The 26,550-nt window shown below is 59.1% G+C and carries 24 protein-coding genes; 6 read left to right on the plus strand and 18 right to left on the minus strand.

Going from position 1 to position 26,550, the window contains the following annotated elements; genetic code table 11:
* Positions 1 to 23: 23 nt before the first annotated feature.
* The 3 genes from KQ933_RS24940 to KQ933_RS24950 form a co-directional block, all read right to left on the minus strand.
* Entirely contained in the window at positions 24 to 893 is an 870-nt protein-coding gene (locus KQ933_RS24940; protein WP_216760495.1) for a carbohydrate ABC transporter permease, read from the minus strand.
* The gene (locus tag KQ933_RS24945) at positions 893 to 1,813 is read right to left on the minus strand and encodes a carbohydrate ABC transporter permease (RefSeq protein WP_216760496.1); all 921 of its coding nucleotides are present in this window, start codon (positions 1,811 to 1,813) and stop codon (positions 893 to 895) included. Before KQ933_RS24945 ends, KQ933_RS24940 begins: the two co-directional genes overlap by 1 nt.
* 80 nt (positions 1,814 to 1,893) lie before the next feature.
* A complete protein-coding gene (locus KQ933_RS24950) occupies positions 1,894 to 3,138 on the minus strand; it encodes a sugar ABC transporter substrate-binding protein (protein WP_216760497.1) in 1,245 nt (414 codons plus the stop codon).
* A 180-nt stretch (positions 3,139 to 3,318) separates the two neighbouring features.
* Between KQ933_RS24950 and KQ933_RS24955 the strand changes: the two genes are divergently transcribed.
* Complete coding sequence (locus KQ933_RS24955; protein ID WP_216760799.1) at positions 3,319 to 4,332, plus strand: LacI family DNA-binding transcriptional regulator; 1,014 nt, start codon at positions 3,319 to 3,321, stop codon at positions 4,330 to 4,332.
* Between the two features lie 24 nt (positions 4,333 to 4,356).
* Here KQ933_RS24955 and KQ933_RS24960 read toward each other — a convergent pair whose 3' ends face one another.
* Both KQ933_RS24960 and KQ933_RS24965 read right to left on the minus strand, forming a co-directional pair.
* On the minus strand, positions 4,357 to 5,547 hold the full coding sequence (locus tag KQ933_RS24960) for an MFS transporter (protein WP_216760498.1): 1,191 nt from the start codon (positions 5,545 to 5,547) through the stop codon (positions 4,357 to 4,359).
* A gap of 39 nt (positions 5,548 to 5,586) precedes the next feature.
* Positions 5,587 to 5,907 carry a hypothetical protein gene (locus tag KQ933_RS24965; RefSeq protein ID WP_216760499.1) on the minus strand — a complete coding sequence of 107 codons (321 nt, stop codon included), beginning with the start codon at positions 5,905 to 5,907 and terminating at the stop codon, positions 5,587 to 5,589.
* A gap of 161 nt (positions 5,908 to 6,068) precedes the next feature.
* On the opposite strand from KQ933_RS24965, the gene KQ933_RS24970 reads away from it, so the two are divergent.
* Complete coding sequence (locus KQ933_RS24970) at positions 6,069 to 8,297, plus strand: methyl-accepting chemotaxis protein (RefSeq protein ID WP_216760500.1); 2,229 nt, start codon at positions 6,069 to 6,071, stop codon at positions 8,295 to 8,297.
* 113 nt (positions 8,298 to 8,410) lie between these two features.
* On the opposite strand, the gene KQ933_RS24975 is transcribed toward KQ933_RS24970, so the two are convergent.
* The 7 genes from KQ933_RS24975 to KQ933_RS25005 form a co-directional block, all read right to left on the minus strand.
* Positions 8,411 to 8,785 (minus strand): hypothetical protein, encoded by a 375-nt coding sequence (locus KQ933_RS24975; protein WP_216760501.1) that lies wholly within the window; start codon positions 8,783 to 8,785, stop codon positions 8,411 to 8,413.
* Positions 8,786 to 8,849: 64 nt separating this feature from the next.
* Positions 8,850 to 9,068 carry a hypothetical protein gene (locus tag KQ933_RS24980; RefSeq protein WP_216760502.1) on the minus strand — a complete coding sequence of 73 codons (219 nt, stop codon included), beginning with the start codon at positions 9,066 to 9,068 and terminating at the stop codon, positions 8,850 to 8,852.
* A 170-nt stretch (positions 9,069 to 9,238) separates the two neighbouring features.
* Entirely contained in the window at positions 9,239 to 11,242 is a 2,004-nt protein-coding gene (locus KQ933_RS24985) for an aldo/keto reductase (protein WP_216760503.1), read from the minus strand.
* A gap of 36 nt (positions 11,243 to 11,278) precedes the next feature.
* The gene (locus KQ933_RS24990) at positions 11,279 to 12,364 is read right to left on the minus strand and encodes an ABC transporter ATP-binding protein (protein ID WP_216760504.1); all 1,086 of its coding nucleotides are present in this window, start codon (positions 12,362 to 12,364) and stop codon (positions 11,279 to 11,281) included.
* Positions 12,365 to 12,375: 11 nt separating this feature from the next.
* Positions 12,376 to 13,212: a carbohydrate ABC transporter permease gene (locus KQ933_RS24995; RefSeq protein ID WP_216760505.1), complete on the minus strand. Its 837-nt coding sequence runs from the start codon at positions 13,210 to 13,212 to the stop codon at positions 12,376 to 12,378.
* Positions 13,209 to 14,069 (minus strand): carbohydrate ABC transporter permease, encoded by an 861-nt coding sequence (locus KQ933_RS25000; RefSeq protein ID WP_216760506.1) that lies wholly within the window; start codon positions 14,067 to 14,069, stop codon positions 13,209 to 13,211. Before KQ933_RS25000 ends, KQ933_RS24995 begins: the two co-directional genes overlap by 4 nt.
* An 80-nt stretch (positions 14,070 to 14,149) precedes the next feature.
* A complete protein-coding gene (locus KQ933_RS25005; protein ID WP_216760507.1) occupies positions 14,150 to 15,424 on the minus strand; it encodes an extracellular solute-binding protein in 1,275 nt (424 codons plus the stop codon).
* Positions 15,425 to 15,584: 160 nt separating this feature from the next.
* Between KQ933_RS25005 and KQ933_RS25010 the strand changes: the two genes are divergently transcribed.
* Entirely contained in the window at positions 15,585 to 16,418 is an 834-nt protein-coding gene (locus KQ933_RS25010; RefSeq protein WP_253958412.1) for a helix-turn-helix domain-containing protein, read from the plus strand.
* A gap of 207 nt (positions 16,419 to 16,625) precedes the next feature.
* Positions 16,626 to 16,910, plus strand: a complete 285-nt coding sequence (locus tag KQ933_RS25015) for an acylphosphatase (RefSeq protein ID WP_216760509.1) — start codon at positions 16,626 to 16,628, stop codon at positions 16,908 to 16,910.
* 2 nt (positions 16,911 to 16,912) lie between these two features.
* Here the strand turns inward: KQ933_RS25015 and KQ933_RS25020 are convergent, their stop codons facing one another.
* The 5 genes from KQ933_RS25020 to KQ933_RS25040 form a co-directional block, all read right to left on the minus strand.
* Complete coding sequence (locus KQ933_RS25020) at positions 16,913 to 17,893, minus strand: ABC transporter ATP-binding protein (RefSeq protein ID WP_216760510.1); 981 nt, start codon at positions 17,891 to 17,893, stop codon at positions 16,913 to 16,915.
* A gap of 3 nt (positions 17,894 to 17,896) precedes the next feature.
* Positions 17,897 to 18,721 (minus strand): carbohydrate ABC transporter permease, encoded by an 825-nt coding sequence (locus KQ933_RS25025; protein WP_216760511.1) that lies wholly within the window; start codon positions 18,719 to 18,721, stop codon positions 17,897 to 17,899.
* Positions 18,718 to 19,581 carry a carbohydrate ABC transporter permease gene (locus KQ933_RS25030; protein ID WP_216760512.1) on the minus strand — a complete coding sequence of 288 codons (864 nt, stop codon included), beginning with the start codon at positions 19,579 to 19,581 and terminating at the stop codon, positions 18,718 to 18,720. The genes KQ933_RS25025 and KQ933_RS25030 overlap by 4 nt, the downstream gene beginning before the upstream one ends.
* A 63-nt stretch (positions 19,582 to 19,644) precedes the next feature.
* On the minus strand, positions 19,645 to 20,919 hold the full coding sequence (locus KQ933_RS25035) for an ABC transporter substrate-binding protein (RefSeq protein ID WP_216760513.1): 1,275 nt from the start codon (positions 20,917 to 20,919) through the stop codon (positions 19,645 to 19,647).
* A 75-nt stretch (positions 20,920 to 20,994) separates the two neighbouring features.
* Entirely contained in the window at positions 20,995 to 23,328 is a 2,334-nt protein-coding gene (locus KQ933_RS25040) for an alpha-L-rhamnosidase (RefSeq protein ID WP_216760514.1), read from the minus strand.
* Positions 23,329 to 23,468: 140 nt separating this feature from the next.
* Here KQ933_RS25040 and KQ933_RS25045 point away from each other — a divergent pair, with 140 nt between their 5' ends.
* Complete coding sequence (locus tag KQ933_RS25045) at positions 23,469 to 24,488, plus strand: LacI family DNA-binding transcriptional regulator (RefSeq protein ID WP_216760515.1); 1,020 nt, start codon at positions 23,469 to 23,471, stop codon at positions 24,486 to 24,488.
* Between the two features lie 357 nt (positions 24,489 to 24,845).
* On the plus strand, positions 24,846 to 25,040 hold the full coding sequence (locus KQ933_RS25050; RefSeq protein ID WP_216760800.1) for a hypothetical protein: 195 nt from the start codon (positions 24,846 to 24,848) through the stop codon (positions 25,038 to 25,040).
* 64 nt (positions 25,041 to 25,104) lie between these two features.
* Here the strand turns inward: KQ933_RS25050 and KQ933_RS25055 are convergent, their stop codons facing one another.
* A complete protein-coding gene (locus KQ933_RS25055; RefSeq protein ID WP_216760516.1) occupies positions 25,105 to 26,373 on the minus strand; it encodes an acyltransferase in 1,269 nt (422 codons plus the stop codon).
* Positions 26,374 to 26,550: the final 177 nt, after the last annotated feature.

The following is a 26,550-nucleotide window of genomic DNA, read 5'->3' on the forward strand; positions in this document are numbered from 1 at the left end:
TCCTTGAGCGGGCGGGCCGCTTCTCATTTCACGGCGCCGGCCGTCAGGCCGCGCACATAGTAGCGTTGAAGAAGAAGGAAGAGGATGATGCAGGGGATCATGGTGACCGCGATACCCGCCTGCAGCGCACCCCAGTCGATGATGCCGTAGAGACCCGACGACACGTTTACCAGCATGATCGGCAGCGTGAACTTGTTCTGGTCCGACAGGAAGATGAGCGCCGCCAGGAATTCGTTCCACGAATTGAGGAAGGCAAACATCGCCACCGTCGCCACGCCGGGCAGCGCAATCGGCAGCATGATGCGGCGAAGAATCGTCGTCTGCGAGGCGCCGTCGATGCGGGCCGCCTCGATCAGCGCCTTCGGCACGGCATCAAAGGCATTGCGCATCATGAAGACGGAAAAAGGCAGCTGGAAGGTGACATAGATCAGCACCAGGCCGAACAGGTTGTTCTGCAGGCCGAGCACCTTCAGGATGAGGAACAGCGGCGTCAGGATCGACTGGAACGGGATCATCATCGTTGCCATGATCAGCACAAAAAGGATCGACTGACCGGGAAACCTGAATTTGGAGAAGCCATAGCCGGCCGGCACCGAGACGACGACCGTCAGCACGACCGTGCCGAAGGCGATCATCACCGAATTGGCGGCGTAAACATACCAGCCGGCGCCGACATTCTCGAGCCGCCGGTAATTCTCCAGCGAGAAGGTCTTGGAAAACAGCGCAGCCGGATTGGCGAGCGCCTCGGCAGCCGGCTTGAAGGAATTCGCCAGCGACCAGACGATCGGCATGATGAAGAAGATCGCGAGCAGGATCGATACGAGCAGGAAGAGCAGGTAGCCAGCCTGGCCGTCGCGCGGCTTATTATTCGTATTGGATTGGATCGAGGTCATTAGCCTTCCTCCGGGCGCTCGCGCAACAGCACGAATTGAATGGCGCTGATGGCGACCAGCACGATCAGCAGCGCAAAGGAGAGCGCCGAACCGTAGCCAAGCCGATAGGACGAGAAGGACGCCAGGTAGATCGAAAATACCGCAGAGATCGTGCTGTTTTCCGGCCCACCCTGGGTGATGATGAAGAACTGGTCGAAAGCAAGCATGGAGGAGGTGATGTTGAGCACCAGCGCCAGTACCAGCGAATTGCGCATCAGCGGCAGAGTAATGCGGCGAAAGCGGCTGAAGACGCTGGCGCCATCGATCTTGGCGGCCTCGATGACATCGTTGGAAATGCCCTGCAGCCCAGTCAGCAGAATGACCATGGTGAAGCCGGCGGTCTTCCAGACGACCATCAGGACGACCACGGCCATCGCCGGCCAGAAACTCTCGAGCGGGCGTGGCGCCGAGCTGATCAGCCCAATACCGCGCAGAACCTGCGCGAAGACGCCGCTGTCAGGGTTGAGTAACCACATCCAGAGGGTGGAGGCTGCGCCGAAGCCGATCACGACAGGCATGAAGAAAATCGTGCGAAAGAAGCCTGCCGAGCGCAGCGGGCGATCGACGAGCAATGCCAGCGGAAAGGCCACCACGAAAATCGCCGCCGTTACGAGCACGGTGTAGAGCATCGTGAAGCCCAGCGAATGCCAGAGCTGCGTGTCGCCCAAGAGCTCGCCGTAGTTGGCGAGACCGATGAATTTCTTCCGGCCGAGCAGCGGCCAGTTGTAGAAGCTCATCCATATGGTCATGGCGAGCGGAATAAGAAACAGCACCAGGATGAAGAGGAAGCCGGGCAGGATGAAGGCGAGCCCCAGCCAGCCCTTCGGCTCCGGCTCACCGGAGATCGGCTGGTTGATATGAGTTGTCGGCGTGTCGACCACTATTTTTCCTCGAAGATTTCAAAACCGCGTGTCGGCAATCCGGGATGTGCGGGGCGGAAAACCGCCCCGCCTCGGCAGGATTACGGATTGGTGCGGTCGAGGATCTTGGTGAAGTCACCTTGCGCCTTCTTGATCGAACCATCGACATCGTCGCCGAAGATCGTGCCCTGGATCAGGTTGAGGAACGGGCCGGTACGGCTCACGAACAACTCATCCGAGGAGAAGGTGTAGGGCGTACGCGCCTTGGCCAGGATGTCGTAGGCGACGAGATTGCGCGGGTCGAACTTGGCATAGGCCTCCTTGGCGAGGTCCGTGCGCGACGGCATGCCGGATTCCTGGGTAATGTAGACCTGCTGCTCGGGCTCCATGTAGAATTTGACAAAGTCGAGCGCGACCTTCTTCTTCTCCTCGCTGATGCCCTTGATGAGGGCTACCGTATCGCCGCCGGCAAAGCTCGATGCGCCGCCCTTCGGGCCTGGGATCGGGGCGACCGCGAACTTGACGTCGGGATATTTGCTGGTCAGCAGGTTGACGATGTAGGAGCCGGTCATGAGAATGCCGACCTTGCCGGAGGCGAAGGCTTCGACGGCGTTGTTACCGTTGCCCGAACGCGAGGTTGGATGGATTGCGCCTTCCTTCCACATATCGCGATAGGCGGCGATGGTGTCGCGCAGCGCCGGGGTGTCGACGGTGGCGGTGCGGCCGTCATCGGAGAGCACATCGGCATTGGCGGCCCAGAGATGCGGCAGGAAGTCATAGATCAGCCAGCTGCCGGAATTGGCGACGAAGTAGAAGCCGTAGGTTTCCTTGTCGAGCGCATGGATCTTCTTGGCGTCGGCAGCGATCTCTTCGAGTGAGGCCGGTGCCTTCTCCGGATCGAGGCCGGCCTTCTTGAAGAGGTCGGTATTGTAGGCGACGATCGAGGCATCGGGCAGCGCCGGCACGCCGTAGACCTTGCCGTCATAGGTGGCAAGGCGGATATGCGACGGGCTCAATGCTGCCGAATAGGGCAGACCCTTGACGAAATCGCTGATGTCCTCAAGGCTGTCATTGGCCGCGAAAGTCGGCAGGTAGATCAGGTCGAGGACCGCGCCATCAGGTGCCGCGCCGCCAGCAATCGCGGCACCGAGCTTCGGAACCATCTGCTCGGCGGTAATCTGAGTGACGTTAACCTTGTCGGAATGCGCGGCATTGTATTTTTCGGCCAGGCCCTGAAGCACGGCGCCCGAAGACGTCCGCACCCATAGCGTGATTTCTTCGGCGCTGGCGAGAGAAGAGCTCGCCAGCAGCGCAACGGCGGCAATGGTGGTTTTCAAATGTAACATGCGGGTTCCCCTTCTCTTATGCGAGGCTCCTCTGCCTCGAGACAAAGACGACGTTAAAGGAGAAAATTTTTCATGTCGACAGTCTGTATGCATCAAAAGGCCATGTTTTTGTTAAAACCTTTTAGCAACTAAATTATTTCTGCTAAAAGGTTTTAACAAGCCAGTTGAATGGGTGCGATTTTGAAGGAATCAGGCGGCGGCCGGCATACGATCCGTGACGTGGCGAAGGCTGCGGGCGTGAGTATTTCAACGGCCTCGAACGCGCTGAACGGTACCGGGCGAACCAATGTCGAGACGCGCGAAAGGGTGAGGAAGATTGCCGAGGAAATCGGATTTCGCCCGAATGCGCTCGCGCGTGGGTTGTTGACGAAGCGCAGCCACGCGATCGGTATGCTGACCAACGATACCTATGGACGTCTGACACTGCCGATGGCATCAGGCGTGTCGGAAGTGCTGGTCGACCATGGTGTCTCGCTCTTCCTCTGCGCCACCAACAACAATCCGAGGCTTGCGAAACTACACCTCGAAGCACTGCTCGACCGGCAGGTCGACGGGATCATTTTCACCGCGACGCGTATCGACCTCGAGCCGCCGCCGGAACTGAGCAAGCTGCGTATCCCGGTCGTCTATGTTTTCGCGCAGGGGCCGTCGGACAGCGTCAGTTTCCATCCCGATGATGCCCAGGGCGCGCGGCTTGCGGTCGAACATCTCCAGAGCCTCGGCCGGTCGCGCATCCTGCACATCACTGGCGAGCAGAACTACCGCGCTGCCTGCATTCGCGCCGAGGCCTACCGGGAGCTCGTCGGAGCGGCGGCCGAGGTCATGTTCGGCGACTGGTCGGAAGAATGGGGACATGCGGCGATCGAGAGCGTCTTCTCGCGATCCGGTGCAAAACCGGACGCGATCTTCTGCGGCAGCGACGAGATCGCCCGCGGCGTCATTGATGCGCTGCGCGACAGAAACATCTCCATCCCCGACGACATCGCGGTCGTCGGTTTCGATAATTGGGAGGTTGTCTCACGGCAGACGCGTCCGCCTTTGACCACGGTCGATATGGAGCTCAAGGAGCTCGGTCACCGGGCGGGACTTGCGATCCTAGGCCTATCGAAAGGCGAGACGGTCGCACCCGGTGTTGAGAGATTGCCCTGTACGCTTGTCATTCGCCGTTCCGCTGGCCAAGCCGGCCAAGCCTGAGGTCAACCAGATCTAGCCGATCATCTACACGCGGGCTGCCTGATTGGTCTCGCTCTTGATCCCGGCTTTGTTGTCAGTTCCGCGCGACTTCAGCGCTTTCGTCAGGCACAAAGCCGCAATGATAACTGGCAAGCAGACGAGATAGGCGACCCTGATGCCCGCGTGTTCAGCGACAAACCCGAGCAGCGGGGGTGCCAGAAAGAAGACGACGAAGGACATCTGCCCGAGGGCCGCGACATTCAGATGGGCCGGACGATCGGTCCTCTGGGCTGCCGCGGAAACCGCCAGAGGGTAGACTGCGCTGCAGCCGCCGCCCATCAGCGCAAAGCCGAGCAGCGCGACATAGGGGTGTGGCGCGAGCCAGACGGCGCAGAGGCCCCCCACGGAGAGTATCAGCAGAAAGGTCGCGACAGCACGCGCGCCAAATCGATCGACCAGCGGATCGACGAACAGCCGCGCTACGGCCATGAAGAAGGTAAACAGCGTCAGCCCAAGGCCGCCGATAAAAGGCTCGGCTGCGAAGGCATCGCGCATATAAATGGCTGACCAGTCGATGCCAGCGCCTTCCACGAGAAAGGCGGCAATACCGATCACGCAAAGCGGCATCAGCCCCCATGTCGGCAACGCGATGCTCGGACCTTCTACATGTTCACCCTCGTCACGAGCCGCCGCATTCTTGATGCCCGAAATAACGATAGTGCCGACGATCAGAACGAAGGTGAATGTCAGTGCGAGGTGGAGATGCATGGGCACGCCTGCTTGACGAACGGCCGAGCCAACGAGCGCGGTCAGGAAGAAACCAAGGCTCCAGAAGCCATGCGCCCTGTTCATCACGCCGCGACCGAGCTGGGCTTCGATGCGATCGATCTCGACATTAAGATTGATCTCCAACGCGCCTGCCAGCAGGCCTTCGCAGAAAAGAATGAAGAAAACCAACCAGGCGGCGTTGGCCCAGGGGATGGTTGCCAACAGAGCGGACGTACCGAGTACGGTCAGAAACGCCGTCTTGCGTGCGCCGAACTGTGCAATGAGCGGGGACGCGAAGGTCAGGGAAATCAGCGCACCGATCGCCGCACCGATCAGCGTGAGGCCGAGTTCGGACTTGTTGACGCCCAGCGCATCCTGAAGGTCAGGCAATCGCGAGAGCAATGCTCCCATCGATATGGCGAAGAGAAAGAAGCAGACATAGATCCGTTGTTGCGGCTGGATGTGCATTCGATCGCTCCGGGATGTGATCGGTTCGGGAGTTGGACCTCAGTCGCAACGACGGCGAAAAGGACAATTTCGAGTGGCATTTCCGAGATATATCTTGTTGGGGATTACCGCAACAACAACCTTAACTGGTTTCCGAGAGATTTTTAGGCTGACTTTCAATGGCGATGATAGCCGCGCGGGAGCCAGCCTGTCGGGATCGGAGCGAGCCTCGCAGGAGAAGGGTACGATGCTCAGGTCAATCACCACTGCCATGCTGGCGCTGACCCTTGTTACGGAAAGGCCGTCACCCTGCCCCAGGATGTCTTCGATCTCTTGCTGATGCGCATCCATCGCTAAGGAGCTGGTTTCGAAGTCGATCAAGCAACGGAAATCGGCGCAATCTATGCGGGATAAATCCCGGCTTGCCAACACTGACGGCGATATTTGCCTGCAGATCGCATGCATAATGTTGGCCATTCAAAATTAAGTAAAAAACAAGTTTTCCCCTCAAGAATTAGGGTATTCGACGCATGGGGGACGATATGAGTGAAGAACAGATTAAGCGGCCGATTTGGATCCGCATCACAGCCTACGGGTTTGCGGCCGTTTTGTTTGCGAGCGCAGCAATTGGTGGACTTGCCTGGTATCGTCAGAGCGCGATGAGCGATCAATCGCTTCAAAAGGAGCTCTCCGCGGACCTGCACGTGATCCAGACCGACATGGATGCGCAGAAACGCGCCGCTGCCGCGCTTGCCATTACCCTTGCCGGCGAGCCCGATACGGCCGATCTGATCGCCAAGAATGACCGGGCGGCCATTTTCGCAAAATACACGGCCAGCTTGCCGGCAATTAAGGCGCAAGGCCTTCAGCTCATCACCTTCAGCAATTCCGATGGCCTCGCGGTCGCGCGTATCCACACACCTGATACGTTCGGCGACGACCTCAAGGCACGCCGCAAGATGATCGTTGCGGCGCTGACGCAGGGCAAACTGAATGCCGGCATTGAACCTGGACGGACCGCCGTCAGCATGTTTGCCTCAGCTCCCGTCATGAAGGATGGCAAGACTGTTGGCGTCGTCGACGTCGGCACCTCGCTCACGAATGCCTATTTTGCGCCGCTTGCAAAGTCCGTCGATGCCGAGGTTGCGGTCCATATCCTGCAGGACGGGAAATTTGTGCCGCAGGCTTCGACTTTCGGGGACAAGGCAATCCTCACTCAGGAGCAGTTGCAGGCAGCCTTCAACGGCGAGCGCGTCCGTGTTCATGCCGTTCTCGGCGATAAGGATTACGAGGTCGCGGCTATTCCCTTCGAAGATTTCTCCGGCCGCAAGATCGGTGTTTTCGAAATCGGTTCTGATGTGACGGAGATCGTGGAAGCATCGCAGCAAGCGCTCTGGATGGCGGCGGTCGGTGCAGTTGTCGTTTCGCTCATCTCACTGCTCGGCTTCCTCATTTTTGCACGTTCGATTGCGTCGGTGATGAAGAAGACGACCGGCACAATGGCGCGTCTGGCCGCAGGCGATATCAATGTAGAGGTCGAAGGTCAGGCCCGGCCTGACGAAATCGGCGCGATGGCCCGTGCCGTTCAGGTCTTCAAGCAGAATGCAATCGAGCGGGTTCGCCTCGAGCAGGAGGCGGAAGCCAATCGCAGCTTGAGCGAAAGAGAGCAGATCGAGCGGGAGAAGGAAAAGGCGAAGGACGCCGCCGACGTGCAGTTTGCCGTCGACAATCTCGCTGCCGGCCTGTCGAAGCTCGCTGAGGGGGATCTGTCCTACCGCATCGTGCAGCCCTTCGTCACGAGGCTCGATGGCGTACGCAGCGACTTCAATGACTCCGCAGAGAAGCTGCAATCCACGCTGAACCGGGTGTCGCAGAATGCCCGCGGCATCGATTCCGGGGCAAACGAGATCAAATCGGCGGCCGACGACCTTGCCAAGCGCACAGAGCAGCAGGCGGCGGCTCTCGAAGAGACGGCTGCGGCTCTCGAAGAAATCACCACGACCGTCAAGACTTCCAGCAACCGCGCCCAGGATGTGGGCCAACTCGTGGCGCGTGCCAAATCCGGCGCCGAACATTCTGGCGAGGTGGTCCGCAAGGCCGTGCTCGCCATGGAGCAGATCTCCAAGTCTTCCGGTGAGATCGGCAACATCATCGGTGTGATCGACGACATCGCCTTCCAGACGAACCTGCTGGCGCTCAATGCCGGTGTCGAAGCAGCCCGCGCCGGCGAGGCGGGCAAGGGTTTTGCCGTCGTCGCGCAGGAGGTGCGTGAATTGGCGCAGCGCTCTGCAACTGCCGCCAGGGAGATCAAGGATCTGATCACGGCCTCGAATGCGCAGGTGCATGCAGGCGTGCAACTGGTAGACGATACCGGCAAGGCGCTTCAGGCGATCGTTTCGGAGGTTCAGGAGATAAACCGCCATATCGCTGCGATCGTCGAAGCATCGCAGGAGCAATCGTCGGGCCTCGACCAGATCAATATGGCCGTCAATCAGATGGACCAGGACACGCAGAAAAACGCTGCCATGGTCGAAGAGTCGACCGCTGCAAGCTACAATCTTGCGAAGGAGGTCGCATCGCTCAACCAGCTTCTGGCGCAGTTCAAGTTGAACGAAGCAGGCTACGCTTCGCGTTCGGCTGAACCTCGTCCAGTCGGGCGAAACGATGCACCGGCACCGTTGCCCGTTCGAGCGCTCGGCCGCAAGATCGCCTCTGCATTCTCCGGAAATGCCGCACTCGATACGAAGGGTGGCGACTGGGAAGAGTTCTGAGGCTCGCCCCGGCAAAAAGACAAGGTGCGGCGATCATCGCCGCACCGCTTTCAGTGCCGAGGTTTCGCGGATATTCGGCAGCGCAAAGCAGCCGCTAGGTGCGTATAGGTGGATTATTTTTCTGCTCGCTCAAGCAGAATGCGCGCCTCCTCGAAGCGGCGCTTCCGGTCGCCATCGTCTTCATTCGGCGAATAACAGGTATTCGACACACAGAACCGCGCCAGATGATGCGGTTTGTCGGCCTTGTCGAATTCGCATTCAAATGTATCCGTCATGTCAGCCGGAGCGGTTCCCGCGCGGGTGGAGTAAGTCATCCGCACGCCTGGTGGCTTGAGTTCCGGAAAGGACTGCACGGCGCCGATCGAAAGCTGTTCCGTCATGAAAAAGCCCTTGGCAACTGCCTGGCAGGTCGCCTCGAGATCGGCGGATTGCCCGAAAGCTGCCGCCGGAAAAAGGACAATACCGAATAATACTAAACGTTTACGCAAAGGTCTCTCCTCTGAACATTGTTCAGGATGAGGTAGAGCCAATGCGGTAAAAGCAAGTGGGACCTCAGGCAGCGCCGGAAAAATCTTGTGACAGCAGACCCAGCAGTTCGTCGCGATCCCGCACGCCGAATTCAAACCAGTCGATAAGCGCTTTCGCCCTTGCCATTCCCAAGTCGCTGTCACGGCGGCAACGAGCGGCCGAGCACCATTGCCGGTGAATGCCGTCGAGAAAGTTCATCACCTCCGACGTCAGCGCTTCCTTCGGCCAAACCGTTCGCGTCATCGCCTTGCTCCCTGATGCAGCCTCACAGTAGATGACCTATGGTTGAGCGCAATGGCGAGAATGCAACACTAACGGAATAGTTGGCGTTCGTCATTGCTCCGTCGCGCAACAGAAAAGCGGCAGGCACGCAGGCCTGCCGCTTGTCATCACATACTCTCTGAGGGAGGCAATCAGCCCTCCAGCCACGTCACCTGTTCGGGTGTCAGCTTGATATCCAGTGCCGAGAGGCTGTCTTCGAGCTCGGCGATCATGCGTGGTCCAATGAGCGGGATAACCGGGAAGGGCTGGGCGATGACATAGGCTAACGCGATGTGGATCGGATGTCTGCCAAGCTGCTTGGCAAGCTCGATTGCCCGGTCACGCCGTCCGAAGTTGCGGTCAGAATACCAGCAACGCACGATCTCCTCGTCGTCACGCTTGTCGCGCCCGGCCCGGTCGGTGAAGAAACCGCGGCCCTGGCTCGACCATGCGAAGTTCGGGATCTGCTTTTCGTTCAGCCACGTCTTCCACTCCTCGTCAGAGGAGGCCACGCAGCCGGCCCAGATCGGATCGAGCATTTCGGCCAGCGAGAAGTTGTTGGAAAGCGTGGCAGGCGCGGCCTTGTCGTTCTTCTTCGCATAGGCAATCGCTTCATCGAAACGTTCGCGCGTCCAGTTCGAGCCACCGAAAATACCGCGGATGCGGCCGCGTTTGACCTCGGCATCCATGGCATCGACGAATTCGCCGACAGGCACGTCGGTATTGTCGCGATGCATGAAATAGATATCGACATAATCGGTCTTCAGCCGATTGAGCGATTGATCGAGCTGCTTGCTGATGATGTCAGGATAGCAGAGCGGAGAGTGGGCGCCCTTGCCGATCAGTACGATCTCTTCGCGCGGCACCTGACGGCTGGTATGCCAGTCGCCAAAAATGCTTTCCGTCTTGCCTCCGCCGTAGACGAAGGCCGTATCGAAGACGTTGCCGCCCGCTTCATAGAACGTGTCGAGGGTCAGGGAGGCGGCAGCGAAATTCGGGAAGAATTCGAAGCCGAGGGTCACGACGGAAGCCGGTTTCGAAATGCCGGGGATCTGCCGTTTCGGAATAGAATTGCCGCGTTGAACGGTGCCGCCGGCAATGTTCAGAGTGCGCTTGACGGCTTTCTCGACACCATATTCGAGACCGACCGAAGCGCGCCATTGGTCGAGCACTTTGAGGTTGTCGATCGAATCCGCCCAGCTCATGCCGGGTGAACGGAATTCCTTCTCGCCGGCACGGATCGCGTCACCGGCCGCATCTGCTTCGAAGGAGTAGAGCCAGCGGTCTTCCTTGACCTCGACCGTTTCCTGCTCGCCGTTCCTGAAGATTTCGATCCTGCCGACACCGCCCTTGTGGCCGGAAGCAAACCAGAAATCCTTGACCTCGATACGGCCCTGCGAGCCGATGATGCGCAACACATTGTCCTGCTGCGCCATGATCGAACATGAGACTTCGGCAATGATATCGTTTGGGAATTTCAGCACGGCAGAGGCCCATTCATCGACGCCGGACTGGCCGAGATGGGCAACACCGGCCACCTTTTGCGGCTCCAGGAAGGGTTTTCCGGCCGCAGCACCGGCAATCAGCCGGGCCATGGAAACGGGATAACCGCCGACATCGAGAATGCCCCCGCCAGCCGTTTCATTGGCAAACAGGCGGTGTTCCGGCTTGTAGGTGCCCATGTTGAAGCCGAACGAGGAGCGGATAATGCGGATATCGCCGATCGTGCCGCTCTTGACCAGCTCGATCAGCTTTTCCGTCTGCGGATGCACACGATACATGAAGGCTTCGCCGGCAAAGACGCCAGCCTTCTTCGCCTCATAATAGATCGCCTCGGCATCATAGGCCGAGAGAGCGATCGGCTTTTCGACCAGCACATGCTTACCTGCGCGGATCGCCTTGATCGCCCATTCGGCATGGCCGGTATGCGGGGTGGCGATATAGATCGCATCGACTTCCCGGTCCGTCAGCAGCGCCTCGTAACCGTTGATGATACGTGCGCCGGGAAAACCCTCGGCAAGACCTGGCTTGTCGGGATTGCGGGTGGCGATTGCAACCAGCTTGCCGGTGCGCGAATGCGCAACGCCATCGGCAAAGGTGCGGGCGATGGTGCCGGGGCCTATGATGCCCCAGCGGATTGGATTATCTGAAGTCATGACTATCCTCTTTCGTCTTTCAGTCCTGGGATTACGTTAGCGGAGCCGCTTGCCGGCGGCATCAAACAGGAAGGTGCGGGTGGTGGGCAGCGACACCGTCAGCGTCTCGGTCTTGCCAAGGCTGCGGGATTCCGGCCGCTCGATGATGAGCTGGTCGCCGCCGAAGTTCGCATAGATGTAGCTGGTATTGCCGAGGTGCTCTGCGACGTCGACGGCAACTGTCAGATCCGCTTCGCCCTGGCCCGCCTCACCGAAATGCTCGGGCCGGATGCCGAGCGTTACCGCCGCGCCTGATGTTACGGACGGGTCGGAAAGTGGTACCTCCAGCCGAGCCGTCTTATCGCCGGTGAGCACGACCGTTGCCTTGCCCGCGTGCACGTCGACTACCTCGGCCTTGAGGAAATTCATTTTCGGCGAGCCGACGAAGCCGGCGACGAACTGATTGGCTGGATCGTCGTAAAGGTCCAGGGGCGCACCGATCTGCTCGATATTGCCGGCCCGCAGAACGACGATCTTGTCGGCGAGCGTCATCGCTTCGGTCTGATCGTGCGTGACATAGATCATCGTCGTGCCGAGCTGCTTGTGCAGCCTGGAGATTTCGACGCGCATCTGCACGCGCAGTTCCGCATCGAGATTCGAGAGCGGTTCGTCGAACAGGAAGACCTGTGGTTCGCGCACGATGGCCCGGCCGATCGCCACGCGCTGGCGTTGGCCGCCGGACAGTTGTTTCGGCCGGCGCTTCATCAGTTCGGTGATCTGCAGGATCTCGGCGACACGGCCCACCCGCTGTTCGGTATCGGCCTTCGGATTGCCGTTCATGCGCAGGCCGAAACTCAGGTTCTCCTCGACGGTCAAATGCGGATAGAGCGCATAGGACTGGAAAACCATGGCAATGCCGCGATCGGCCGGCTCTACGTCGTTGACGACGCGGCCGCCGATCTTCAGCTCGCCGCCGGTGATATCTTCAAGGCCGGCGATCATGCGGAGCAGCGTGGACTTGCCGCAGCCGGAAGGACCGACGAAGACGACGAACTCGCCGTCCTTCACGTCGAGATTGGCGCCGTGAATGATTTCCAATGCGCCGTAGCGTTTGACGATGTTGTGGAGTGAAAGCTCTGCCATGGGCTCCCCGATTATTTGATTGCGCCGGCCGCAATGCCGGCGATGAAGTGGCGCTGTAGAGCCACGAAGATGACAAGGATCGGCGCGGTCAACAGTACGGCGCCCGCCATGATGCCGCCCCAGGAAACCTTGGTGAGACCGATCAGAACGCCGAGCGCCACTGGGGCCGTCATCATGCCTGGCCTCGAATTGATGAGCAGCGGCCAGAGGTAATTGTTCCAGGAGGCGAGGAAGAGGATGATCGCGAGTGCCGCCATGGTCGGGCGGGCGAGCGGCAGGGCAATGCGCAGGAAGATCTGCCATTCCTTGACGCCTTCGACGCGTGCCGCATCGAAAAGATCGTTCGGCATCATGGAGAAGGATTGCCGCATGAAGAGCACGCCGAGCGAATTGAAGAGCGGTGGCACGATGAGTGCAACCCAGGTATTGGCGAGCTTGAACTCACGCGCTACCATGATGAATTGCGGAATGACCACGACGAAATAGGGCAGGGTGATCGTGCCGAGGATGATGGCGATGACCAGCGAGCGGCCGACGAAACGATAGCGAGCGAGCGCCCAGCCGGCCATGGAGGTCAGCAGCACGGACAAGACGGTATAGACGGTGGCAACGACAATCGAGATCACCATCGCGCCGATGAAGTTCGTGTCCGCCTGCAGGTTCTGGAAATTCGCGACGAATTTGGTCGAGGGCCAGAGAACGATCTCAGGGCTGAAGATGCCGTAATCCGGCATGGTCGAGAAAACGAACATCATCCAGAGCGGAAAGAGCCAGATGATTGCAAGCGGCAGCAGGAAAGCATGCAGGGCGATCTTGCGGATGAGAAGGGATTGCGACTTGGATCTCATTTCGGATCCCTCCCGACCCAAAGATTGAGAAGCGAGATGGCCACTGCGAGCGCTGCCATCGTATAGGCAATCGCCGAGGCATAGCCGAAGTTCAGCGATGTGAAGCCCTGGCGATAGAGAAGCAGGCCAAGCGTCTCCGTGCCGCCGCCCGGCCCACCACGGTTGGTGATCAGGAAGGGTTCGGCGAAGAGCTGCATCGTGCCGATGACCGACAGAACCACGCAGAAAAGAATGATGGGTTTCAGAAGCGGTAGAGTAATGTGGAAGAACTGCTGCAGCTTGCTGACGCGGTCGAGTGTTGCCGCCTCATAGACATCCTCTGGGATCGATTGCAGGCCGGCCAGAATGATGATCGCATTGTAGCCTGCCCACCGCCAGGTGACGGCGATGATGATGACGACCATGGCAGCGTTGGCATTGTCGAACCAGGATACGGGCGCGAGCCCGGCGGCGCCGATCAGCTTGTTGATGATGCCGAAATCGAGATTGAACATCAGACGGAAGACGGCGGCATAGGCGACTTCGCCGACGACGACGGGCGCGAAGAAAGCAAAGCGGAACAAGGCGCGTGCCTTCAAGAGCGGCGAGTTCAACAGTACCGCCATGACAGTCGCGAGCGTGATCATGACGGGGACCTGGATGACCAGGATGATGAGCGTGTTATAAACGGCGTTATAGAAGGCCGGGTCGCCGAAGAGGCGCCCCCAATTGGCCTGAAAGCTGAATTTCCACGGATTGATGCGCGTGTTCTGGAAGGAAATCAGGAACGAATTGATGATCGGCCAGACCCAGAAGACGGCGAAGACCAGAAGATAGGGCGCAAGGAACGCATAGGCGCTCCGGTTTCTGATCGGCATGGTACCTCCTTACCGAAACGAATGTGCCTGCCGCCTCCTGCAGCAAGCGAAGCCGGGCGCCAAGGCGCCCGGCTTGCCATTCATTGTGCGATCGGAAGACCCGTCGCTGACGCGATCTGCTTGGCGGCATCGTCGAGAGCCGTCTTCGCATCGGGATAGCCGCCGGCGAAATATTTCGTCTGCGTCGTCTTGTAGATGGCATCTGCATCCGTCTGGAAGGCCGTGCCGCGGCTCGGCACGATCTTCGGCAGGGTGGCGAGGATGTCGGCCCAGATCTTCTGGCCGCCCCAATAGGGCTGCGGCTCGTTGACGAAGGGATCCTGAACGGCCGACAGCAGCGACGGCACGAGGCCGAACGATTTCAGCATGGTGACCTGGCCCTCATTGGTGGTGAGCGCATAGGTCAAATATTTGAAGGCCGCTTCCTTGTTCTGTGAATTGGCATTGATCGCGAGCGAAGAGCCGCCGAGATTGGCCGCATGCGGGCTCTCTGCCGTCATGCCAGGCATGGCGTAGACGCCCCACTTGCCTGAAAGGTCCGGGGAGCCGGAGCGGATCGTGCCTTCGTACCAGCCACCGAAGACCTGGCTTGCGACCTTGCCGGCGGTGTTGGAGGAGATCTTCTCATCCCAGTTTGCCGCCGTCAGGGTGCCGGCATCCTTCATCGCCTTGACTTTTTCCAGCGTCTGCACGCAAGCCGGCTGATTGATGGTGATCGACTGGCCATCGGTCGAGAAATAACCACAGCCCTGTTCATTGGCGAGCATGCGGAACCATTCGCTGTCACCGTTGAAATCGGCCTGACCCATCACGACGCCGGGATTGGCGGCCGAGACCTTCTTGCCGGCGGCAATGAAATCGTCCCAAGTTACGATCGACTTCGGATCGACGCCGGCCTTTTCATAATAATCGCGGCGGTAGAAGACGGTGACGGGGCCGGAATCCCAGGGCATGGCATAGGCGACATCGCCGATCTCAAGTTCGGTGCGCTTGAACTCGGGGAATTTCGCCTGCATGTCGGCGTTGTATCCGAGGTCCTTCAGATTGGCGAAGCAATCCGGGAAACGGCTCCAGAAGATCTCGGCCTCGAAATTCTCGATCGTCACGATATCGGGGAGCCCGTCGCCGCCGGCGGCGCAGGCGGCAAGCGTCTTGTCGAAGACCTGCTGGTTGCCGAGATCCTGGACATCGACCTTGATGTCGGGAAACTGCTTGTTGAAGCCTTCGACCGTCGATTTGAGAGCGGAAGCTGCGACATTCCAGCTCCAGATGGTAAGCGTAGCGGATTGCGCATAGGCAGATCCGGATGCAAGCAGCACAAGCGCTGTCGTTGCCGTGATGAGTTTAGAGCGCATGAAAATCCTCCCTTTTCAATTGCCGTCGCTGAGCGAACGTGGCTAATCTAGCGCGGCGGGAACGGCTGTCTCATAAAAAGGGAATACGGAATTGGCGGAAAGTAAGGTCGTCGGCAAACCTGTTTACCAGCCTGGTGCGAGCACCATTGAAGGCATGCCGATGGCGCTGCAGATGTTTTATGCCCATCCGCCTGTGATGGCGATGCCGCACTGGCATGCTCAGGTCGAGGTCAATTACATCATGCGTGGCAGCGTCCACTACCGGATGAACGACCATGATATTACCCTCAAAGCCGGCCAGATGTGCCTTTTCTGGGGAGGGCAGCCGCATCAGATGGACGACTCCTCGGATGATTCCCTTTACGCGGGCGCGCATCTGCCGCTCGTCTATTTTTTTCGAATGCGCCTGCCCCCGACCATAGGCACACGTCTGATGAAGGGAGAAATTCTGCTGACATCGGCGACCGACGCGGCGGATGAGGCGAATTTCCCCCGCTGGTACGACTATGCGAAATCCAACGATCCTAGGAAAACGCAGCACGCCATCGATGAATTGCTTCTGCGCATCGAACGGATTGCCCTGGAATCATACCTGATGGTGCCCGGCACCGGCGTCGAGGGACTTGAGCAGCCCAATTCGCATCTTTCCCGCAGCGTGGCGCGCATGTGCGATTTTATTGCGAGCAATTTCCTGCAGGACATCGACACCGTCGAAATCGCTCGCGCGGTCGATCTTCATCCGAAATATGCGATGAACCTGTTCAAGAAGACGACGGGCATGACGATCAACAAATATATCAATCTGCTGCGTCTTTCACATGCTCAGGCGCAACTCATGGGCGAAGGGGCGAATGTTCTTCAAATTGCGATGGATAGCGGCTTCGGCTCCATCAGTGCTTTCAACAAATCCTTCCGGAATATTGCCGGCATGTCGCCATCCGATTTCCGGCGGGATATGCGCTCGGTGATAAGCACTCTCTCTGCCGCCGGTTGAGACGCCCTTGGTTTGTCTTCGAAATGGGTCCTGATCACGGAGGCCGATCGCCTAGTCTCGCTCGGGCGCTGACATAGCTGCCCAAGAGCCAAGAGATGCCGCATGAAAAGATGTCTTGAATGCGTGGGTCTTCCGCTGGTCGAAATAAGACCCTTGCAATGAAGGCCAGCAGCGGCATCTTCATCTCGTTGCCAGAGAGGACTTCAAATGACCGTCACCCTAGATGCTTTTCGTGTACGCATTACCGGCGGCGTGCAGGGCGTCGGTTATCGCGCCTGGACCCGCGGTCAGGCCCTGCAGCTCGATTTGACGGGCTGGGTGCGGAATGAGGCCGACGGCTCGGTCAGCGCTCTGATTGTCGGCTCTCCGACCGCGACCGGTTCCATGCTTGAGCGTTTCTGGAGCGGTCCCGCCGGCTCCTCGGTATCGGAGGTGAAGGCCGAGGAGGCCGCGCTCGACGAGGTGCCGAGCGACTTTCGTATCGTCCGATAATATCAGGAGAACCTGTGTTCCTTCCCGGTAAGTGGCGAGGCGAATTGCGTCTCACCGATCTTGACCGGCCGGTCGCCGTCCGTGCGTACGACAAGTGTCTGCAATTCCGGCACATCGAGATAAACCACCGTATCGGCACCGAGCCGCTCGATGTGACGCACTTTGCCCTGCCATTTCCCTTCAGTGGATGAGAGCGCGACGTGTTCAGGGCGGATACCATAGGTCTTGCAGCCTTCCCGCGCCGCAATCTCTCCCTCGAACAGGTTCATCTTTGGCGAACCGATGAAGCCTGCGACAAATGGAGTGGCCGGATTGTTGTAGAGCGTCATGGGTGTTCCGACCTGCTCGATCTGACCGCCGTTCAGAACGACGATCTTGTCGGCCATCGTCATCGCCTCGACCTGGTCGTGGGTGACGTAGATCATGGTCGCGCCGAGCTTGGCATGAAGGTCGGTCAACTCGATGCGCATCTGCGAGCGAAGTGACGCGTCAAGGTTTGACAACGGCTCGTCGAACAGGAAGACTTTCGGATTGCGGATGATCGCCCGACCGATTGCGACGCGCTGACGTTGACCACCGGAGAGTGCCTTCGGCTTGCGATCGAGCAGATGCGAGAGCTGCAGGATATCAGCTGTCTGCTTCACCCTTTCGGCGATCTCCGTCTTCGGCCGCTTGGCAAGCGACAGGCCAAAGCCGATGTTTTCTGCGACAGTCAGATGCGGATAAAGCGCATAGGATTGGAAGACCATGGCGATACCGCGCTCGGACGGCTCGGCATAAGTGACGTCCTTGCTGTCGATGAAGACCTTGCCCGACGTCTGTGTCTCCAGTCCGGAGATGATGCGCAGCAGCGTCGATTTCCCGCAACCGGACGGGCCGACGAAGACGCAGAATTCGCCGGCATCGACGGTGAGATCGACGCCCTTCATCACCTCCAGGCTGCCGAAGCTCTTGCGGATACTTTCGAGTACAACTGATGTCATGGTCTATCCCTTGACTGCACCGGCGGTCATGCCTGCAACGATCTGCCGGTTGAAGAAAATGAAGACGATCAGGGGCGGAATGGTCACTAGAAGGATGTTCATGAACAACAGGTTGAACTGGGTCTGGAACTGCCCCTGGAAATTATAGAGCGTGAGCTGGACGGTGACGTTTTCCCGGCCTGGCAGGTAGTAGAGCGGGTTGGTGAAGTCGTTGAAGATGGCGATCGACTGAACGACGATGACGGTCACGGTGACCGGCTTCAAAAGCGGCAGGATGACGCGAAAGAAGATCTGGAACGGCTTTGCCCCGTCGATGATGGCCGCCTCGTCGAGATCCCGCGGAATGGCTGCGATGAAGCTGCGAAACAGGAGAACCGTGAACCCGAGGCCATAGGCGACCTGGATCAGCACCATGCCGGACAAGGTCTTGAAGAGGCCGAGCAGTTGCAGCACCCATATGGTCGGAACAATCGCCGGCGGGATCATCAGGCCGGCGAGCACGCAGCCATAGATGACCGCATTCCAGCGCGAGGGGCGGCGCTGCAGCACGTAGCCGACCATGGCGCCGAACAGTACCAGCAGGGTGACGGCGACGACCGTGATGACGGTCGAGTTAAAGTAGGCGAGCAGCAGCATGTAATTGCGAGTCTGCACGACCTCCATAAAATTCTGCCAGAGCTGCCACTCGACCGGCCAGCTGAATCTCAGCGTTGCCGCATCCTGTTTCGTCTTGGCGGCAGTGATAAAGATGAAGAGGAAAGGCAGCACGAAGATCACGCCGCAGGCGGCCAGTGCCGCAATCCCGGTATAGAGTTGGCGGCGGCTCATAGATCCACCTCCTTGCGATTGAACCAGGCCGTTAGCGGCAGAACAATGAGGCCGATAAGGAGGAAGAGGATCACGTTTCCGGCCGTTGAAAGGCCATAGAAGCCCGCCTGGTACTGCTTGTAGATGACGCTTGCCAGCACATCCGAGGAAAAGCCGGGGCCGCCGCGCGTCATTGCCCAGATCAGGTCGAAGCTTCTGAGACCACCGATCAGCGAGAGCGTCACGACCGTCACCGTCGCGGGCTTGACGAGCGGGACGGTCACGCGGAAGAACATCTGGGCGCGGGTCGCGCCATCGATGCGGGCGGCCTCATAATAATCGGGGCTGATCGATGCGAGCCCGGCGATATAGATCACGGTCGCAAGCCCAATACCCTTCCATAGGTCGACGAAGACGATGGAATAGAGCGCGAGAGCCGGATCGGTCAGCCAGCCGGGGCCATGAATGCCGATGGCGGCGAGCGCCACGTTGATCAGCCCGCGGGTCGGATGCATGAGCACCGAGAAGGTGATGCCGACACCGATCGTCGATACCAGAACCGGAAAGAAGATCACGGTGCGTAGCAGCCCTTGTCCCCAGAGGCCGGAGGTCAATAGCACCGCGAGCAGAAGACCGAGAACGGTTTTCGTGCCTGAGGTCAGCACCGCATAGATGACGGTGTTGACCAGGCCCTGGACCAGGAAGGGTTCGCGGAAAAATTGCTCGTAGTTTTCCAGGCCGATGAACTGCGTGGTGAACAGGTCCCAGCGCGTGAGGCTGAACCAGAAGGAGGCGACCGTCGGAGCCAGAAAGAGGACGGTGAATATCACCGCCGCCGGCAGGACGAACCAGTAGGGATAGGGTGACTTGCGTTTTATCATACGGACACCGCGAAGCGTCCCCCACGCAGGCTCAAAGAGGTGAGTGGGGGATCGGCTGGAAGGTTACCAGTTCGGCAGGCCGAGCTGCTTGGCCTGCTTTTCGACATCCTGATCGTAGAGGGCGGCCGCATCCTTGGCGGAGCGTATGCCGGTTCCGACCTCGACGGTGATCTGCTCGAGCGCCGGCCCCTTGACGGGCGAGAGGAATTCGAGCGCCGGACCGTTGCGTCCCTCGGTATCGAAATACGGCAGCATGTCGGAAACAACCGGCGGAATGTCCTTGGGAAGTTCGCATCCCTTGACGAGGTAGGGACCTGACGGAACGGCCTTCGCCATCAGGTCGCAGGCTTCCTTGGAGCCGACGAAATCAAGAAATTTCTTGGCCTCTTCCAGGTTTTCGGACTTTGCGGAAGCATAGAGCGCCGAAGGCATCCAGACGGTCAGGCCGTTCTTGGCAGCGTCCGTTCCAGGCTGAGCGAAGAAGCCCAGATCCTTCAGGTTGTCAGGGAAATTCTGCTGGATGTTGCCGATACCGAAGGTGAGGTTCGGATAGTGCGCGGCCTCGCCTGTGGCGACCATGCGCATGCCGTCGTCAAAGGTCGCCGCGCCGAAGTCCGCGTTGAGGAAACTGCCCTTCGCGACCTCCTCAAGATGTTCGAAGCCGCGCAGGGCAGCAGGCGTGGTGACATATTTGATCTTGTTGGCGGTATAGTCAGCCGCGAAATTCGGAACCTCGGTCTGGACGTTATAGAAGTCGGCAAGCACAAAGAGCTGCGAGGTCCAGGTTGTGCCATAGGTCTGCGCCACAGCGACCTTGCCGGCTGCCTTGATCTTCTCGTTGTTGCTCATGAATTCCGCCCATGTCTTCGGCGGCGTCAGCCCGAGATCGGCATAGATCTTTCTATTATAGAAGATGCCGCCGCCCATGGCAGGACCAAATGGAAGGCCGCGAACATGGCCGTCCGGGCTGGTGACGACCTTCTTGAAGCTGTCGAGAATACCGGCTTCCGATGGAAGGTCGGAAAGATCTGCGATCGTTTCCTGCGGCTTCAGAGCCTGGAAGAGGGAGCCGCCATTATATAGGAAGATATCGGCCATTTCGCCTGTGGCGAGCCGGGTCTTGATGATGTTATCGCCCTCCGAGCCTCCGGCACGCTGCTCGACGTCAAATGTGACGTCGGGATGCTTTTCCATATAGGCTTTGGAAACGGCATCGAACGAGGCAATCGTCTCCGGATTGGTGTCGATCAGCACGCTGAGGGTCACATCTGCATGCGCCACTCCAGCGGCAAGAGCCATGATACTGGCTGCAAGGATGCTGCACTTCGTCATTCGCATAGTCATTTCCTCCTCTTGAAGACCGGAATGCGTTGGGCTGCTTGCCCGCGGATCGAAAATCCGCGAGCAACCGCATCAGATAGAAAATGTAATCGTATGTTCTCCTGCGCCGAGCTTGATCTCCTCACCTTGCTCGATCAGGGTGCCATCTGCCTTCAATGACTTGCGGTCGCCTTTGCCCTGCAGACGCGCTGTCACGCCTTGCGGCAGCACGAGACGGCATGTGACGGCTCCCTCCTCCAGGGTCCACCCAGCTTCGATACGGCCAAAGTGCGTGTCATGCCAGGCTGCAACCGGCGAGAGAGCAGGCAGGATGGCGGGATCGAAGACGACTTCCTCGAAGCCCGGCTTGTCTTCCAGCGGCTTGATGCCGGCAACATCTTCGAAGAGCCATTGGCATACCGCGCCATAGGCATAGTGGTTGTAGCTGTTCATATCGGGATCATAGATCATGCCGTCCTCGGCGAGCGCGTCCCATCGCTCCCAGATCGATGTCGCGCCGCGCTCGACCTGGTAAAGCCATCCCGGAACCTTCCGGTTGAGGAACATCTTTTCGGCAAGGTCCAGCATGCCGAGCCGGGTCAGTGCCGGCAGCAGGGCGGGAGTGCCGATGAAGCCTGTGCCGATGACGCCATCGGTCTCTTCGGCCACCCTGCGGAAATAGTCGCGGGCAGCCGGCTCATATTCCGGCGGAACGAGGCCATAGAGGAACGCCAGGGACCATGAGGTCTGGTCGTTATGCGCAATGCGGCCGGAGGGCGCGAAGAACTCGTGCTTGAACGCGGCCCTGATCTCGTCAGCGCGCTTGTCGAGCCGCGCGGCCTCGACGTTTTCGCCAAGAATACGAGCGATCTTTGCAGTCAGTTGCGTTGAAATAAAGTGATAAAGGGTCGCGGCGCAATCGTCTGCCACGGTCGGGCGCGGCTTGCGGTTATCCCCGACCGGCTGGAGCCAGTCGCCGAAGGTGAAGCCATGCGCGCCCCATACGGCGGGCGGGCGGATGATCGGCCCATCCGAGATGCCCCAGAGGTAATCGAGCCAGCGCAGCATTGCCGGGAAGCACTCTTCTAGAGCAGCGCTGTCGCCGTAATGCAGGTAAAGCTGCCAGGGGATAATGACGATTGCATCGCCCCAACCGGTCGAGCCCGCCCAATCGCCGCGGCCGTCGATCGGGTGCAATCGCGTCGGATCGGGCGAAAAGTGCGAGACCGCGCCGTTGGCACGCTGGTCGTGGATTACATCGCGGAGATATTTCTTGAGGAAGGATTGGCTATCGGCAAGCCAGCAGGCCGTTCCGGCAAAGACTTGGGCATCGCCCGTCCAGCCGAGGCGCTCGTCGCGCTGCGGGCAATCGGTCGGCACTTCAATGAAGTTTGAGCGTTGCGACCAGATGGTATTTTCGACGAGCCGGTTGACGGCCGTAACACCAGAGGTGAAACCACCGGCGCTTGTTGGCACTGAGGTCACCGGCACCATGGTGACCGCGACCAACTCGGTTTGGCCGATCACAGTGATGCGCGCATAGCGGAATCCAAAAAAGGTAAAGAGCGGCGCATAATCCTCTTCGCCTTGCCCCGAAAGCGTATAGGTCAATTCGGCACGCGCGCTGCGATAATTGCGGTTGTCGAAGAAGCGGTCAGGGCCGAGCACTTCGGAATGCTCGACGCGCACCTGCGCCCCGGCCGCACCCTTCAGGCGCAGGCGGATATAGGCACCGGCGTTCTGGCCGAAATCATAGACGGTCCGGCCATCGGCCTCCGTCCAGCTGTCGATCGGTGAGAGAGCGTCCAGTTCTTTAACCGCACCGGTCTCGTGCGGAACGAGCAAGGCCTTATCGAAGGGAAGGAGATCGACGCCGTGGCTGTCCTGTGGACGGATGCGGGCGTCATAATCCTCGCCAAAATAGATCCCGTTACGCACGACAGGAGTGAAGCCGCTCTTCCAGCCGTCATCCGTCTTCAGGAGCAGTTCGCCGCCTGCGCGCAATTCTGCGATTGCCGCTGTCCGGTCACCCCAGCAGTTGACGATCGGATTGGAAGCCCACATGAGCTGGCTGCGGTACCAGCCATCACCTAGCCAGATCTCGATACGGTTGCCGCCAGGCTGCAGAAGCTGTGCGACCTCATAGGTCTGATAGGCGATGCGATCATCGTAGCAGGTCCAGCCCGGCGTCAGGAGGTCGCTGCCCACGCGCTTTCCGTTGATGAAGGCGCGGTAGAGGCCGAGCGCCGAGATGCGCAACGTTGCTTCAGCCGGAACCGCTTCGAGCGTGAATTCACGCGACACGAAGGTGCCGGCCGTCGCCTGCCCACCGTCGCAGGACGGGGCGATCATCGACGCTGTAAACTGGAAAGCAGAACCGGCAAGCCCGTCTTCCCCGGCGATGCCGTGGGCCGAAACAGTCTTCATTTAGAACCTCCTCAACCGCCAATTCCTCCGGCGGCCACCTGTGTGTATCGTTCTATGTATATCATTCTACACTATCGATTGCCGCGCAAGAGGTTTTGTGCCTATAATTTTCACGACACCTGAGAGTGAGGCAATTTGGAATGAAAAATCAGACCGTTAACGCGATGAGGGACAGGGTCACGATCCGTGATGTGGCGCAGGACGCTGGCGTCTCCATCGCTGCGGTATCGAAGGTACTGCGCAATGCCTACGGCGTCAGCGAAATCCTGCGAACGAAGGTGGAGATCTCGATCGAAAAGCTGAATTACCGACCTTCCGTCGCAGCGCGCGCCATGCGCGGCCGCACGCAGACGGTTGGTGTGTTGGTCATCGAATTGTCGAACCCGTTCCTGGCGGGCGTCATCGAAGAGGCCAACGCAACCCTTTCGGAAAGCGGTTTCAAGGCGTTGATCGGGATTGGCCGTTCCACAAGCCCGATCGAGGCCTCGATGATCGAATCAATGATCGATAATCGCATGGATGGCGTGCTGATCATTGCACCGCGCATATCAGGCAAGGTGCTGGAGCGCTATGCGCGCCAGATTCCGCTCGTCGTCATTGCCCATCACGAGCCGCACGCCCAGACCTACGACACGGTCAATTCCGATGATCGCAGGGGCGCTCACTTGGCAGTCGAGGCTGCATTGCGGTCCGGCTACCGAGACATTGCGATGCTCGGCTATGATCTTGCCGATTCACCGCCGACCATCGTCGCCCTCCAGCGCGAGAAGGGTTATCTTGACGGCATGCAGGCGGCGGGTCTGGAGGCTCGCATCATCCGACTGCCGCTGGTGGGGACCGACCGTCGCGCTGCGATCAATGATTTCCTGGCCTTGAAGGATCGTCCGCGTGCAGTCTTCGTCTGGTCCGATCTCGATGCCGTGCCGCTCATCAATGCCGCGCGCATGAGCGGCATACGGGTTCCGGAGGACCTTGCGATTATCGGCTACGACAATTCGCCGATGGCGGCCATACCGCTTGTCGGCCTGACCAGCGTGGACCAGAACGCCGCCCGGCTTGGCAGTACTGCAGCCGAGACGCTGCTTGGCAGGATTGATGGCCGCGAGGAGGCTCGGCATCTGCTGATCGAGCCGCATGTGGAAATGCGCGGAAGCACCTAACGGGGATGTGGCCTTCTGGAAATCCACAGATCATGCGGCGGCAAAGAATGCCCTGAGCACATCTTTCCACTCTATCATATCGGCGACGCTATACTGGTTTTTCACAAACATCGGCCACTGACTGGTTCGGCATGTCGCCGCGCTGGCGCAGTGCGGTCGCAAGCGATCCTCTGATCGTTTCACCTAAGGCTGCCTTCGATTACGTCATTCGCGCAGAACGAATGTCGAAAGATGCCAGCCGAAGCGAAGAGCTTCTGCCAGCCGAAAGACGCCGCGCGTGTCCGCAGACTGCTAAATAACAGCGCCGCCGCAAGATGTCGGCGGCTATTCCGGCCCACTATTTTGGAAAGGGACATCATGGAAGAGTTGCGGAGTCTGACAGTTTCCGATGATCGGGTTGACGATTGCCGCGAGGCTATCGGACCGGATCTGCAGGATCTGATCGAGGCGACTGTCGCCTCCGGTTTTACGATCGAGGAAACATTGATCGCGATTAGCGAACTGGTGGCGGAGGACTTCGCCTCCGCGGTGAAGCTTCCGAGCGTTCACTGAGGGGGAAGATGGTTGCAAGTGCATCAGATCAGCCAGATCCGAGAGGCGCTGAAGGTTCGATCGCTCAAGCCCGCGATGCGCGTTCACTAGGTTGTGCATCATGAAGGCCGCCTACTTTTTCCTCTCCATCGAGAGCGTTTTGCATTTCCTCGAGAACTCGAATGAGCTGTGAGGTCGCCGGCGCTGTATCGTCCGAGGAGGCGGCGTCGGAAGCAATATTGACGCGTGTTTTCTGGCCTGTGCGCGATGGCACCGGTAGCAGGCTCACGATGAGTGAGGCGAAGAACTTCTTTCGGCGTTCGGCGACTTCCGCCAGCAGGAAGCAAAGAATGAAGCAGGCGACGAGCAGCGTAGCGGCCAGCGGAACGCGCTCCTCCACTGGATGCAGGAAGGACGCAAACATGAGGATGAGCGGCTGGTGGACAAGATAGAGCGTGAAACTGCCGCCAGCCAGCCATCTGATCGCCGGGCCTGTCTTCTCGAACAATACCGGAGCCTGGTAAAGCAACGATGCCGCGCCGACGAGGTGCAGGACCACGGCAACGCCAATCAGATTGAAGTACACGAAATTGATCACTTCCTGAGACAGTGACCAGGTCTCGTACATGTTGGTCGCAGTGCGATCGGCGAAAAATTTCAGGCTGAAGAACAGCAAAAGCGATGCGACGATCATCGCGATGGAGATGGGGCGCCGAAATGGCGGACGTTCGATGACGCATTTCATCGTCAACCAGCCCATGAGCCACAGCGGCATATACATCAGGATTTTCGGGCCGGCGACCGCGGCCCAGAGGCACAGCAAAGGTATTTTCGCGTGCCGCGGCGAAAAGGCAACCAGCCCGAAAAACAGGTAGTATTGAACTTCGAAACCCAACGACCAGTATGGTTCGCCACTGCCAAAAACGGCATGTGCGAACCACAATTGGTTGGTGAAGGTCACATAAGCCAGTGCCGCTTCGACTGATACCTGAGTGAAAAATCCGGTGTTGATGACATCATAGTAAGAGGCATTGACGTGCATTCCGATGCTGTCGGCCGCGAAGATCACCGCAATCGCCAGCAGAGCAACAGGCATTATTCGAGCAAGGCGGGCGACGAGGTATGCGCGCCATTCCTTTTCGCTCACCCGTCCGACATAGCTGATGACGAACCCCGAGAGAACGAAGAAGACCGCCACAGCCTCCCGTCCCCAACCCAGAGGTCCGATCCTGATCGTGGGGAGCAGGAAAACATGCGCATGGGAGAGAAATACGACGACGGCTGCGCTTAGTCGCAGCAGGTCAAGATAGATGGAAAGATTGCCATCAATCTTCCTGCCTTCGATCGCGCTCATGACTGATTTCCCGCCGGATGACAAAGCGTGTGTTCAATTGAAACCGCTTTGTTCAGAACTGATTTCTGCGCTGATGCGCGCGGCGGCATTCGACCAAGCAAACTTTTAAAAGTGTTTACTGAATAAGATCAAATTTTGAGAAGCGGCCGATATGGGGAGAAATGTCGCGTGCGGCGA

The organism is Rhizobium sp. WYJ-E13 (assembly GCF_018987265.1).
In the GTDB taxonomy this organism is placed as follows: domain Bacteria; phylum Pseudomonadota; class Alphaproteobacteria; order Rhizobiales; family Rhizobiaceae; genus Rhizobium.